The sequence below is a fragment of the Acaryochloris marina MBIC11017 genome (genome assembly GCF_000018105.1).
GTDB lineage: Bacteria > Cyanobacteriota > Cyanobacteriia > Thermosynechococcales > Thermosynechococcaceae > Acaryochloris > Acaryochloris marina.
The window spans coordinates 3531291-3545242 of record NC_009925.1; the positions used below are offsets into that span (position 1 = coordinate 3531291).

7 protein-coding genes are annotated in these 13952 nt (G+C 50.9%); 4 read left to right on the forward strand and 3 right to left on the reverse strand.

The annotated features are described in order from the left end of the window. Nucleotides 1-13 precede the first annotated feature (13 nt). Nucleotides 14-5125 carry an nSTAND1 domain-containing NTPase gene (locus AM1_RS15835; RefSeq protein ID WP_012163883.1) on the reverse strand — a complete coding sequence of 1704 codons (5112 nt, stop codon included), beginning with the start codon at nt 5123-5125 and terminating at the stop codon, nt 14-16. 375 nt (nt 5126-5500) lie between these two features. Between AM1_RS15835 and AM1_RS15840 the strand changes: the two genes are divergently transcribed. The 3 genes from AM1_RS15840 (at nt 5501) to AM1_RS15850 (ending at nt 10979) form a co-directional block, all read left to right on the forward strand. Beyond that, nucleotides 5501-6805: a diguanylate cyclase domain-containing protein gene (locus tag AM1_RS15840; protein ID WP_238548991.1), complete on the forward strand. Its 1305-nt coding sequence runs from the start codon at nt 5501-5503 to the stop codon at nt 6803-6805. Nucleotides 6806-6946: 141 nt separating this feature from the next. After that, nucleotides 6947-8914 (forward strand): neutral/alkaline non-lysosomal ceramidase N-terminal domain-containing protein, encoded by a 1968-nt coding sequence (locus AM1_RS15845; protein ID WP_238548992.1) that lies wholly within the window; start codon nt 6947-6949, stop codon nt 8912-8914. A 499-nt stretch (nt 8915-9413) separates the two neighbouring features. After that, nucleotides 9414-10979, forward strand: a complete 1566-nt coding sequence (locus AM1_RS15850) for an alkaline phosphatase D family protein (protein WP_012163886.1) — start codon at nt 9414-9416, stop codon at nt 10977-10979. A gap of 12 nt (nt 10980-10991) precedes the next feature. Here the strand turns inward: AM1_RS15850 and AM1_RS15855 are convergent, their stop codons facing one another. Further along, nucleotides 10992-11297 carry a DUF962 domain-containing protein gene (locus AM1_RS15855; protein WP_012163887.1) on the reverse strand — a complete coding sequence of 102 codons (306 nt, stop codon included), beginning with the start codon at nt 11295-11297 and terminating at the stop codon, nt 10992-10994. Nucleotides 11298-11761: 464 nt separating this feature from the next. On the opposite strand from AM1_RS15855, the gene AM1_RS15860 reads away from it, so the two are divergent. Beyond that, nucleotides 11762-12670 (forward strand): FecR domain-containing protein, encoded by a 909-nt coding sequence (locus tag AM1_RS15860; RefSeq protein WP_012163888.1) that lies wholly within the window; start codon nt 11762-11764, stop codon nt 12668-12670. Here the strand turns inward: AM1_RS15860 and AM1_RS15865 are convergent. Continuing rightward, nucleotides 12667-13920, reverse strand: a complete 1254-nt coding sequence (locus AM1_RS15865) for a serine hydrolase (RefSeq protein ID WP_041659902.1) — start codon at nt 13918-13920, stop codon at nt 12667-12669. The two genes, AM1_RS15860 and AM1_RS15865, sit on opposite strands and share 4 nt — an antisense overlap. Nucleotides 13921-13952 lie beyond the last annotated feature (32 nt).

The window sequence follows — 13952 nt, forward strand, 5'->3', positions numbered from 1 at the left end:
TGGGTCAGCAACATCATTGGGAACACTGCCGTTGCGAAGGCAGTAGCTTAGCAGTCGTTGTGAGATAGCTAGAGAGATGGCGACACCCCTTCTCCAATAAACCATCTAGATCGAGATTGGCATTCTGGAGAGTCTCTCCGGTGCTCACCCATATTTGCTTACCCAGCAAATTGATCTGTGCCACAGCGCCTAACCCATCCAGCGTTTTGATCAGTCTGCCTTGATCTACCTGCCACACCTTAACCGACTGATCCGCACTCCCCGAGACTAAAATCGGCTGATCAGGCAGAAATGCCAAACTCGTCACCCCATTTTGATGGCCCGTCAGGGTTTGGACTAACGTCCCGTCTCGCCACAGCTTGATCGTATTGTCCCAACTCGCCGACGCTAACAGATTGCCCTCGGGGTTGAACTGGATTTGAGAGACGGCCAAGCCGTGACCCGTTAGAGTTTTGACTGGGGTGCCGTCTAGCTGCCACAGCTTCACCGTCTCATCATCACTGCCCGACGCTAGATAGCGTGGCCCCATGCTAACGCTCGTTACGGAGCCATCGTGGGCCTGGATGGTTTTGACAGGTTTTCCCGTGGTGGCATCCCATAGGCGAATCGTTTGGTCATCACTGCCCGAGACCAAAGTTTTGCCATTTGGACTGAAATCGAGACTATTAATTTTGCCCGTATGGCCAGAGAGGGTGCGTTGCACCGTCCCCTCATGGATATCCCACACCTGAATGGTTGAGTCATGCCCGGATACTAGCTGTTGGCTATCGGCATTAAACCGGAGGGCGTATATGGGCGTTTCGCTTTTGAGGGTTTTGAAAGGGACTTTGCCCACTTGTGGATCGGGTCGCCAGAGCTGAATTACCCCGTCTAGACTGGCCGTGGCTAAGATCTGCTGGTCTGGACTCACGGCCATGGCCAGGATAGGTGATGTGTCTTCAGGAATGGATGGTGTGGCCCAGACTCGAACCTGTTTATCGACACTGGCTGAGACTAAGGTTTTGCCGTTGGGATGAAAGGCAGCATCAAGGGTCGGAGCGCTATGCCCTTTCAACGTTGACAAGAGTTGACCTGTTTCAACTTGCCATAGTCGGAGGCTGTGATCGGCATGGGCCGAGACTAAGGTGTTGCCATCTGGGCTAAAGGCGACGCTAGTTGCGACGACATTCTTTGTTTTGAGGGTATGCAATAGTTGGCCCGATAGGGTCCATAACTGAATCGTGCCGTCTTCCATAGAAGCAGCGAGGGTCTGGCCGTCTGGACTGATGGCGATATCGGTGACTGCAGTAGCCTGTTTGGGCAAGGTACGGAGCGTTTGCCCCTTCGCCACATCCCAAATCCGTACGGTTTTATCTTCACTGGCAGATACCAGCACATTGTCGGAGAGGGCAATGGCATTGACCCAACCCTGATGCCCAGATAGGGGTTTCACTAGTTGGCCTGTACCGGCATCCCAGAGTTTAATCACGGATTCTCGCCCTGCGGTTGCCAACTGATGGCCCTGGGGATGAAAGGCTAAGCCTGTTCCCTGAGGGGAAGCTGCAAAGCTGGAAAGCTGCTTCCCTGTTTTGGGAGACCAGCGTTGCACCGTTCCCTGAGTCGTGATCACGGCAATAGACTGGTCATCAGGACTAAAGGCAACGTCATTGACTTTCTCGCCAAGGTCCAGGGTATGGAGGTGCTGGCCGCTTGCCTGCCAAATCCGTACCGTTTGGTCATCACTGCCCGACGCAATCCACTGCCCCGATGAACTGATGCTAACGGAGGTGACCCGTTGGGTATGGCTTTCTAGACGGTTTCGTTCATGGGTATTTGCGATCGCATCTCCTAACGTCAGAGCGGTTTGGGTGCGGATTGCTCCCAACGTATGGCCATCAATGCCCCAACCCCAGAGGTTTTGCATCTGTCTCGCAGCTTGGGTACTGGTAAGGAGTGCTTCGAGTTGCTGATGCGATCGCAACTGGGATTCCGACAGAGCATTTAAGGCTCGAATCTCACTGAGCTGAGTCTGCTGCCGCTGAAGAAAAGCCATACCCGCTAGTCCCGTCGCCACGACTCCCAATAGACCAATAATCCCCACTGCAACCTGTGCCCGTCGTAACCGTTGTTTAGCCCGCTGCTGCTCCTGTGCTTGGGCTGATAAACCCGTTTGAACAAAGGCTTGCACCTCCGTCGATAGCTCGTCTGTATACTTCACGTATAGTTCAGCTGCGGCATCCAGTCGCACCCCGCGCAACAGAAAATCGGGAGACTGCTGACTCTGTTGCCAATCCTCCGCCGCTTGCTCGATCTGGCGTTGAGTTTGTAGACGAACCCGGTTTTCCTCCAACCACCAGCGCAAGGTGGACCAGTGACGAATCAGAATTTCATGGATCACTTCAACGGTCACATCCTGTTTAATCCGCTCCAGCCAGTCGGGTTCAGAGGGTTCGGGTACCTCATCACCTTTACTACCTGAGATCTCTGCTGGAGCTAGATCTTCCTCTAAACTAACGATCACTAACTTGGCATCCGTCAGCGCTTTCAGGGTTCGTTCCACTAATTCCGCCGGATACTTGGGCACGATTAAGTCAGACTTTTTGATTCGCCGCCGGGTATCTTCTGTGCCATCCCCTAACTGAGTCAACGCCAGAAAGATCCACTGGGCACAGACTTGAGCCTCTGCATCCAAACTGTCGTACACGGCTTGGGCTTTGCGTTCTAACGCCCCCTTTAAGCCACCAATCTGCTGCTGATAAATTGCAAGAGTCAATACTCCCGGCTGGCGCTGTTCCCAGAGCTGCTCTAAAACAAATTCCAGCAGCGGCAAGTCCCCCGCGAGATTGCTCAATTCTTCCAGCAAGACCTCCACTAGCTCAGGCTCAACTGCTAGACCCACTTGCTCTGCTGGATTGAGAATGACTTGGCGATAGCTGTCCGTTGTCAGAGCAGGGGGCACCAGAATATTGGACTCTGGCAACCGCTGGGCTAAGGCGGGGTATTCCAAACAGGGCGCAATAAAATCGCTGCGTAGAGTGATGATCAGCTTAAAGCGATCGCCTGCATGGTCTATGGCTCCAAACATCAGGTCCAAGAACTGCTGACGATCTTCAGGAGCCGCGAGGGTAAATAACTCTTCGAACTGATCGATTACGAGGACGATGGTGGATTGGGGGTGCGATCGCAACCAATACACAAATCCCTCAGTTCCCTGATAGAGCATTCCTTCTAACTGCAATCGCTGATATTGCTGCTCTTTGGCCGTCCCACTCTCGATTAACCGTTCCACTAAGGCTTGTAAAGGTTTGGCTCCTGGTCGGAGGCTCCGTACCCACCATTGGTCACTGTCTGGAATATGCTGCCCCTGCTGCAGTTGGGCCATCAACCCTGCCTGCACCACTGAGGATTTACCGCTGCCGGAAGCGCCCACAACGGCTAGAAAAGATTGATCTCGCACCGCCTCAATCAGTTGCTGGGTCAAGGCTTCCCGTCCAAAGAAAAACGGTGCATCATCGGGGCCAAAGGCCCGCAGCCCCATATAAGGACAAATCCCTAAGTCAAAATCTGAGGTAGTACTGCGCGCCCCCATCCCACCGGGCAATACTTCAATCACGCCCTGCACCCCAGATAGCCAGGTCTGCAGCTGTATCTCACTCCCTGCTAGCTGCATCTGGAGCTGAGCAATCCAGCTAGCCACAGGCATTCCCTCTTGGGGATTGGCTTGCGTTAGGGTCTCATACAAAACGTCTGCAAACTGTTCCGGCTGATCGGCGGGAGCTGCTGCGGCTAACAGACACTGGCCCTGATAATGGGTCTGTAAATCTTCAATCCAATCCAGCAGATCTGTATCCCCAGGACAGTCCAGAATCACAATTTGCTGGGCCAAAGGCGACCGTCGCAGCATCTGCCGCAACCAGGACCGACTAATCGCCACCCCTTCCGGCAACACCAGATGAGCCTCGCCCGTTTCCGTCTGTTCCGTTTTGCCCCGCAAGTAGAGGAGTGCGGTTGTCACCGTCGTGGGGGTAGGCTGAGCTGGATCCGCAATTTGCAAACAGGTTTGAATGGCCTCTCGCACGTCTTGCCAGGTTTGCTCCGCCTGGGGGAAATAGGTCAGCTCAAAGGCCCCCGCCCCGCGCAACACTTTTCCAAATGCCAACGCTGTGGGATTATCTGCCAATCCTGCCACCATCAGGGCCTGCCGAGGATAAGCATGGACAGGCAGCTCCGGCTGTAGCCCCAGTACCAATTCCCCCACCCCTTCCACAATCCGCTTCGGCGTCTGTTGGGGATATTCGGCATCGAGCTGGGTTTCGCCCCGGCCTCGCTTTTGCTGGTTGATCAGGCGCAGCTGCTGGTTGACCTTATCGATATAGCGTAGGGTCTGGTAGTAGACGTACTTATAGAGGGCATCGGCTTCAATCACTCCGTCATTGTCGGCAGCCTCGCCCAGCAATCCTTGAATCAGGTAATAGGTAAACACCCCATGTTCCAGCTCGGGAAACTCCCAGGACTGTTGGTTCTGATCACAGGATAGAAGCGCATAAAACCCCTTACTCTGGGCCGCCCGCTGTCGTAACAGGGCCATCAGTTGGGGGATTGGATTGGGTAATGGGTCTGGGGTTTCATCTTTACTCCCCAGCTGCATACTTATACCGCCGCTATGGCAAGCATCCAGCCACACCAATTGCTGACGAGCAGCACTATTGGCCAGGGTCGTGAGTAATTCCTGCACCGGAAGTCCCGTCTGCAGTAGCTGTTCCTTTTGGGTATCAGCGAGGCATAAATAGGTTTGCTGAGTCGGCGGATCAACGACGCCATGCCCTGAAAAATAAAATAGAAGGGTGTCTTGCGGTTGGGCCTGCTCGACACTTTTCTGAAGGCTCGTACGAATGCTCGCTAGGTCAGGTAAGGTGCCGGATGCCTGAGGATGATCGTGATGCAAAACAATGGATTTTTGCGGAAACGCCGCTGTGGCAGTCGTCAGGGCATCCCCCAATCCCTGACAGTCTAAAGCTGGATAGGCCAGGTTCGATAGTTGTGCATCAGCATAATGATTAACCCCTACCAACACGACCCATAGCTTGGCTTCTCCCGATTCCAAGGCTCGGGTTGATCGACTGGTTTTGACGCTAACAGGGGACATAATGGTGGTGGGCTTCACCCAGTTTTGATGTGTTTAAGGCTAGTGCCGCACTTGGCATGGGCTACTTTCTCCAAGTTATAGGGTTCGACATCAAGATTTATGCAAACCATCAGATTTTGATCGCATCACGGCTGGCACTGGACGGCTGATGCATTGATAATGTTGCCCTAAAACGGTTGTGGTCAAGTTAGAGATTGCCCGCTAAAAAGGTGTAAAAGAATAAAAATTAGCAGAATCAAATGCTTATCTCACTTTTGGTTAACTTCTTGCAGAGAAATAAGCCTAGACCATTGGAGAATTGTAATTTTTAGCTAGAATCATCATCCTTGATATAAGAGTGGGCAACCTGATTTATCCCAACTCCACCCTGGTTTGATGATGTTAGGTACATTCCTAAATCGGCTGCTTCAGCGTTTGTACCAGCGGGTGATTATGATTATGATCATCTTGTTCAGTCTAGGGCTAGGAGTCGCTTTTGTAGGTACCTACTATCTCTCCATATATTGGGTAGATAGCCAAGCGGTGCAATATTCAAGCGTTGTTATTCAGACCTTAAATCAGGCCCGGCGGTTCTATAGCGAAGATGTTGTTGATCGCCTAGAGTCTATCAAGGGTGTGCAAGTTATCCCTGAATATCATGCTGTCAGTGGCGGCATTCCCAACCCCGCCACCTTTACGATTGAATTGGGTGAATTGCTGAGTAATCAGTCCACAGGGACCATCTTCCGACTCTATAGCAACTTTCCGTTTCCCCATCGACAGGCCACAGGAGGCCCTCAAGATCAATTTGAACGGGCTGCACTCAACTATCTCCAAAATCATCCCCAGGCCGCTTACTATCGCAAAGAGCGAGTGGGAGATCGTCTTTCATTTCGATATACAGAAGCTGTTTTGATGGAACCCAGTTGTGTCGCATGCCACAATACATTGCCCAGTAGCCCCAAAAAAGACTGGAAGGTTGGTCAGGTTCGAGGGATTGCCGAAATCACACAGCCTCTCGAACAGGGCCTACAAACGGCTCAGGGAGGTTTAAAGACTATCTATCTGGCCCTGACCATCATCATCACGTTGGCCATGATGGGGTTGGGGCTGGCTGTGGGTCGGTTCCGCACCCTTAATCAGGAACTAGAGAAGAAAGTTGCGGAAAGAACAGCTGCCCTTGAGCGATTAGCCATGGTGGATGAGCTGACTCAATTGGCCAACCGACGCCAATTTGATCAGCGTTTAGAGCAGGCCTGGAAAGTCGCTCGGAGACAGCAGCACCCTTTATCTTTAATTTTGTGTGATGTTGATTATTTCAAAAACTACAACGATACCTATGGTCATCCAGCCGGAGATGAATGCTTGCGGTCGATAGCCAAAGTCTTAGACAGGAGCATCAGACGTCCTGGAGAATTTTCTGCCCGGTATGGTGGTGAAGAGTTTGCCATAGTTTTACCCAATGTCAGTCGTATGGATGCCATCCAAATCGTCACGACGATTCAAACGGCCATTCACCAACTCCAAATTCCTCATCGCTCATCTTTAAACCATGCTTCTGTCACGCTAAGCCTGGGCATTGCCACGATGATTCCCAATGCTAATTATTCCCCTGAACAATTGATACAAGCAGCGGATGAAGCCCTATACCAAGCTAAGCATCAAGGGCGAGATCGATATGTTGTCTGGGATAACCCGTAAGGAGCATTACCGTAGATAAAATTTATGATGCCGCTGATGGGTGAATTGGTTGAGTGTCTTGCTCAGAGTGTCGGACTCAAACCCTGAACTCTACAATATTGGCTAGATAGTCTGGCTAGTTGTTTCGATCGGATGGCGCTGATGCAACCTCAAGTCAACCTCTCTAGACGTCAGTTTCTGAGTGCAGCCAGTATGGCAATGGGCTCAATGATTCTCGATCAACGTTTTGGAGATCCGGCTCAAGCGGTTGAGTTGCCCGGTACTGAGTATCTTGTTGGCGTGGGCAAAAGCGATATTACCGATCCAGCCATTGGCTTAGGCATGCAAGGGATGGCGGATAAGCATCAGCGTACGACGGGGGTTGAATCCCAACTCTATGCCAAAGTCTTTATTGTGGTTGATCCAGAGTCTGCGAAGCGAGTTGCGATCGCATCCACCGATCTCTGGTCGGGCACCCATATCGTCAAGCATGAAGTCCTGCAGCGCCTCCAAAAGATTTACGGTCCTGACCTGTACCAACTCGCTAATCTGCTCATTAGTGGAACCCATACCCACAGTGGACCGGGTGGTTATTCCCACTACTATCTGTACAACCATAGTTTGGGTGGACCCAACCAAATTGGCGGCTTTGATCGCCACAATTTTGAATGTATCGTCTCAGGGATTGTGGCAGCAATTCAGCAAGCCCATCACCAGCTAGCCCCCGGCAAAATCTACGTTAACCAAGGACAAATCGAGGATTGCGGCAGACAACGCTCACCCGCAGCCTACGAGCAAAATCCGGAAGCAGAACGCAAGCAGTACGGTCGCGACACGGACAATGAAATGCTGCTGCTGAAATTTGTCCATGTGAACGGTACCACCGAGACACCCATTGGCCTCTTGAACTGGTACGCCATCCATCCCACGGATCGCGGACAATACAACACCCTAGTAACGGGAGATAACAAAGGATATGCGGCAGAGCAGTTTGGTGAATCCATTGTTGCAGCCTTTGCCAATGCCAACTGTGGTGATGTCTCTGGTAATGTCGCCTATGGCTCTATCCCAACGGGCATCAACGATAGCGAGCGAATGCAAAAACATGGCCAGCAGCAATATCAGCAGGCTCAAGTTTTATTCGACCAGGCCATTGAACCCCTGCAGGGCAGTATCGACTATCGACATACATTTATTGATATGTCCCATATTGAGATTGCCGACCAGCCAGGGAAACGAACCTGGCCCGCAGCGTTAGGACTCTCCTTTGCTGCTGGCAGTAGTGAAGATAGCGATCCACCCTTTCAATTTAGAGAAGGGATCACCGTCAGAACGATTACCAAGGCAGAGGCCTCGATTTTAGCGGCTTCCGGCGTGATTGCTGCGCTTGAGATGCCCGGTGCTGACCTCCCTGGCCACTTGGACCGCAAGCTCACCCGAGATTTTGTTGACGGCCATGCTCCCAAACCCATTGCCTTTGCCCCTGGTTTAGCCAATCCCGACACGGACTACTACCCCATTACGCCAAAAGGAGTTCCCATTCAAATCCTTAAAATTGGCAACCTAGTTTTAACAGGTATCCCTGGTGAAATCACCACCATGGCTGGCCGTCGCTTACGGGCAACGGTCCAGGCTGAGCTGAAAGCAGACTATCTTGCCCTTGCCACCTATGCTAATGCTTTCTCCCAATACATCACAACGTTTGAAGAGTACCAGGCCCAGCACTACGAAGGTGCATCAACCTTGTATGGGCCATATACGTTGATGGCTTATCAGCAAGAGTTTCGCAAGTTGGCGTTAGCCATGAAGCGGGGACGACCTATCTCGCTGGGTTCAGTACCTCCGGCTCCGGATCCTCAAATGATGTTGCCGAGAGTGACCTTTAGAAACTTAACCAAAGTACTCCTCACTCCAACCTTTCATCAGAACGAAACTTCCCCACCACTCAAACTGTCTTCCTTGCAGTTGCCCCCAGAAACGGACGTAGCTTGGATGATGCCCAAAGACTATCGAGAGACGGGGTTAGTGGTGAGACTTGATGGGGCCAACGTCAAAATTGCCGTCAATTCCCTGGTGACGATTCATGCCGACCACAGCATTGAAGTATCGCCTTATCATCCCTTGACTTAATGTTTCGGCCCGGCTTCATTCAGCCCAGACTCAACCTCTCATTTCTCCCTCATCAAACTTTTAAGTCAGGCTAATAGCGGCTTTATCAGTCATTTCTACAATCAGAGTTGAACTACAGCCAAGCCCAATGTTATGCGCATGTACTACATTTGTATTACAGGCTCAGGATGCCACTTACCTTGGTCATCAATTCATCCCCGCACTCAGGGACTGAGGGTTTGCCTTCTTTGGCTAATTTTGAACTTTCAATGCGGTCAGACCTAGCGGGAACTGCTAAACAAGGCCCTTGAGTCGGTTTACCTGAAGCATTGTTAACTGATCTTTAGTAACGATTACTCTATGTATCAGTCCACCATGGCCGCTTGGCCAACCTTACCCATCCCAAGGCCATCTCCTCACAATTCATGGCATCTAATTCCCAGCATATTTAGAGATCTGGGAATTAGATGCCATAGCCCTTGGCCCCAGTTCTGTAGCGCTTAACCCAACCAAATATTTAATGCTCAATCGACGACAGTTTTTGTTGACGGTGGGGGCAGTTATGGGTCTTGTCGTTCTCAGGGATCAGTCGCCCCCGATCTTGGCTCAGCCCCAATTTTCTGCCTATCCCTTTAGCCTAGGCGTTGCCTCCGGCGATCCTCGACCCGATAGCGTTGTCCTCTGGACACGGTTAGCCCCTAACCCTTTATCGGGGCAACCTATGCCTGCGGTTGCTATTCCTGTTCAGTGGCAGATTGCAACGGATGCCCAGATGACCGAGGTGATTCAACAGGGAACGACCCAGGCTACGCCACAATGGGGACATTCCGTTCATGTGGTGGCAGACAATTTGTCTCCAAGCCAGTGGTATTGGTATCAATTCCAAGTGGGGTCAGAAACAAGCCCGATTGGTCGAACTCGAACCCTGCCGGCCTTGGACACAGACCCTGAGCAGTTAAAGTTTGCGTTTGTGTCTTGCCAGCATTACGAAAAGGGATACTTCACGGCCTATCAACATCTCGTTCAAGAAGATTTAGATCTGGTCTTTCACTTGGGGGACTATATCTATGAAGGCGGTCCTCACAAAGGGCGGCCCAGACAACATATAGGGCCTAACCCCATCGATCTAGAGACGTATCGTCTACGTTATGCCCTGTACAAAAACGACCCCCAATTGCAGGCCGCCCATGCAGCATTTCCCTTTATCTGCATTTGGGATGACCATGAAGTCGATGAAGACTATGCCCAAGACCAGTCCCAAAACTATGATGACCCTAATGTCTTTCGCAAACGTCGATGGGCAGCCTATCAAGCCTATTATGAGCATCTGCCGTTACGGCCCACTGCTCAGCCTCAAAACGGCCAAGTCCAACTGTTTCGTCGCTTCCAGTTTGGCCAATTAGCTGAGTTTCATTGCTTAGATAACCGCCAGTATCGGGACGATCAACCTTGCGCCACTGAGGGAATAGGAGGAGGCGCGATAGTCTCAGCCTGCCAAGACCGTTTAGCGGCTGACCATTCCATGCTGGGTAAACCACAAGAGGCTTGGCTGATCCAGGGGCTACAAAACTCTTCCGCTCATTGGCAGGTGATTGCCCAACAACAGCTGATGGCAGAACTGAAGTTTGGTCTGGAAACAGTATCTGGGTATTGGACAGATGGCTGGGATGGCTATGCCGCCTCACGCCAACGCATCTTGGATGTTGTTGAGCAACGCCCCCTGAAAAATGTGGTTGTGATTGGGGGAGACATTCATGCTTTTGGGGTTGCAGATCTAAAGACAAATTTTCAGGATCCTCAGTCCCCTATCATTGGGACTGAATTTGTGGGTACCTCCATTAGTTCTACGGGGCTACCGCAGGCGCTCTATTCCCTCAGTCAAAAAATAAATCCTCACATCAAATTTTTGGATACCCGCCATCGAGGCTATGTCCTTTGTCAGATCACGCGGGAGGTTTGGACTGCCCATTTACGCATCGTTAATTCCGTCGAACAGTCTGAGTCCACTATTCGAACCCTGGCTTCTTTTCAAGTCAAAAATGGCCAACCTGGAGCCATTCCCATAGAAGCCATGGCAAACCCTTGATATGCGGCTCACTTAAAGCTCAATCTGGCCGGTTAGCATATCCTTCATCATGGCAAAATCGCCTCGTAGGCTCCACAACGGATAATTGAAGGTGGCTGGCTTGTTCTTCTCAAAAAAGAAATGACCGATCCAGGCACACCCATAGCCCAGCACGAGAGGCAGGGGCAGATAAATCCAGTTTCTAAGGCTGATCACCGTCAGCAAGGATAGCAGTCCCAGGGTGATCCCTAGGAGGTGTAACCGCCGACAGATCAGATTTTGGTGTTGAGATAGATAAAAAGGGTAAAACCCTTGAAAGTCACAAAATTCTGGTTGCATGATTGATGTCTATCCTCAAGTGAATTGAGAAAAGGAAGTCCCATGGGTCCGGCAGTAAAAGACTGCCTGAAGAGACCTCTCCATAACTGGTTGCAAAAAGTGCCTTGACTTAGAGCATACTCTAACTTTTAAGGTACAGATATGGAGCAATCACTCACCATTCAGCAAGTAGCTTCAGCAACGGGACTGAGCACTCACGATGGAAAGTGAGGCAACTGTGCCCCTCCAACTCTCTGCATAGGGCCAGTAGAACGTATTGACCATCGGATGCTCTCCCGTCCCAGACCTTCGCTCAAGCGTCGATAGCCGACTGGGTTTGCATAGGTTAAGTTTGGAACACAGATATCTAGTCAGAAGTCTGTATGAAGAGTGGTTCCTCAACAAGCTCAAAAAGAGGCAGATAGGTGATTCGATCGCTGATAGCTTGGGCTGGTTAAGTGTTGTTGGAATTTTGAGGATTAGGGATGAGCTTACTAGGTAAAAGAGGGTTGTCTGGCATTGTCGCAGGCAGCATTTTGAGTGGGCTATGCATTCAACCTGTATGGGCAGGGACGAATTTAACCCGTGCCAAAGTTTATGAATTTGACTCCCAAGTTCAACTTCAGAAAGTAAAACAAAAGCCACGCCTTGCCAAAGTCGGTGACGTGATGGTGCCGATGGATATTCTCAAAACGGGGTCGAGTGCTTGGGCCAAGCTGCTGTTTAATGAAGGCACCTTGTTTCGGGTTCATTCTAATGCCAAGTTCTTTTTTACCCCCAATACTCGGAGCTTTCAGCTCAAGCATGGATTAGTTTTATCGATGATTCAGCCGGGGCAGGGAATTACGACGGTGATTACGCCGACGGCCAAAATTGTCGCCTTTGGTACAGCCCTAACGGTTCGCCATGACTCCACCCAAAACTCAACCATCGTGAGTGCGTTAACTGAAAAAACCGGTCGGCCTATCTTTGTCTCCAATGATGATGGTGCAGGACAGATCAGATTGAAAGCAGGTGAGCAAGTAGAAATTAAAGATAACGTCGTGGGGCCTGTCCAAACCTTTAGTCTGCCAGCGTTCTATCAAGCCTGTCCGATCAGTTCGGTGTTAGCACCTGACCAAGAACAACTCGTTGCCCTAGAACCCACGGATGTGCAAACGCCTTTGTTAGTGATTCGAGAGGAAACAGCAGAGGCTGTGGCAAGACAATCTGCATCGCCTGCCGTTTCTACGGCTGAGTTGGCAGAACTGTGCGCTCCTGTTCCAGAGTTGCCAGAAGAAGAAAAACAGCGACCGAATGGTGGTCCTAGGATTGGTATTGGCGGTTGTATTCCTTTCCTCACCTGTGGAACCGGTAGACCTAACCCGGTCCGAGTCCCTGGACAAAGACCCTAATTGGGAATCGCGGCTGGTTTGGCTTTGGGTTTGGACTTAAGGCTATCGATTAATCCGCTATATAGAGCCGTAAACTTTGCTTCCTCCAAGGGTTGGTTGTTGTTCCAGGTGGCAGACACACAATAGGTTTTGCCGTCCTTGCTTTGCAGTTGAGTGGTGAAATTGAGAACTCCCGGTTCGGATCCACCTTTAAAGGAAATGGTCTGCCAATCTTGAGGACGAGCTAACCCTGGATTAATTTGGGTCACGGGTAAGTCAGCAACGTTTGCCATCAATTGACAGAGTTCTGTTGTGGTATAAAACCATTCAATTTCTGGAGAAAGGACGCCTGATTCAAAATCGGTCACAGAGGAGAGTGGTGCTGACTCACTAAGCAGGGCTTGGCGTTGTTTGGCCTCGGTAGCCAGGAAGCGATCGCGCAATGATACATTTTTCGGATTCTTGAGTACAAACGCTTCTCGCGTCATCAGAAACGGTGTATTGCGAGGGGAAAGCTTTTCTAAAGCGGGTTTACCCACGAGCTGGATCAGATGGTCCGTGGCCGTGTTATCACTTTGGGAAATCATCAACGCCGCCAAACTATAGACCGTTAAAGAGGACTTGGCAGGCCAGGTGTGCAAGAACCCAGACGGTAAGCTTTTTAACTGCGGCTGTAGCTTCACTACCGCATCCCAAGACTGTTGCTTGGCAGCAATCTGGGTCTTCAGTACATTTAGGACGGCCAGCTTAAAGGCAGAACCAACAGCCAAAGGCTGATCGGGGTTGTGGGACAGCTTGGGGGTTCCATTCTCAAGCACCAATACGCTGACTTTACCGGGTAAGGCTTTAAACGCAGAGGTCAGATCCTGAGAAGGTTTAGGATGCGCGCGCGGGGCTTGAAACAGTAACCCAGAAATCAACCCTTGCTGGTTAAGCACCAAACGGGTGGGGACAATGCCTTTTTCAAACACCACCACAAAGCCAGTGCCGTCTTCTCGTACCCCTTGATAAGGGCCGAGTTGCTGCTTCATATTGCTAATAATGGTTTGCACCTGGGGTGCAGCTACCTGGGACAAAAATGAGGGGGTAAACCAATTGGCTAGAACTACTGAACTGGTAAATAAGCGGGTGAGCATTCGCCCTTGAGGAGTTTGGGGAGCAGCCTGGGAAGCAGGGACTTGGGGATTGGCATATCCCCTGGGATTGGTTAAAGTTCCTGATGTCGTGATGAACAGACTCAGCAATACAACCAATCGAGTGTGACGTTTCATGGATTAAACCTCTGGGTGCCGAACAAATTTCT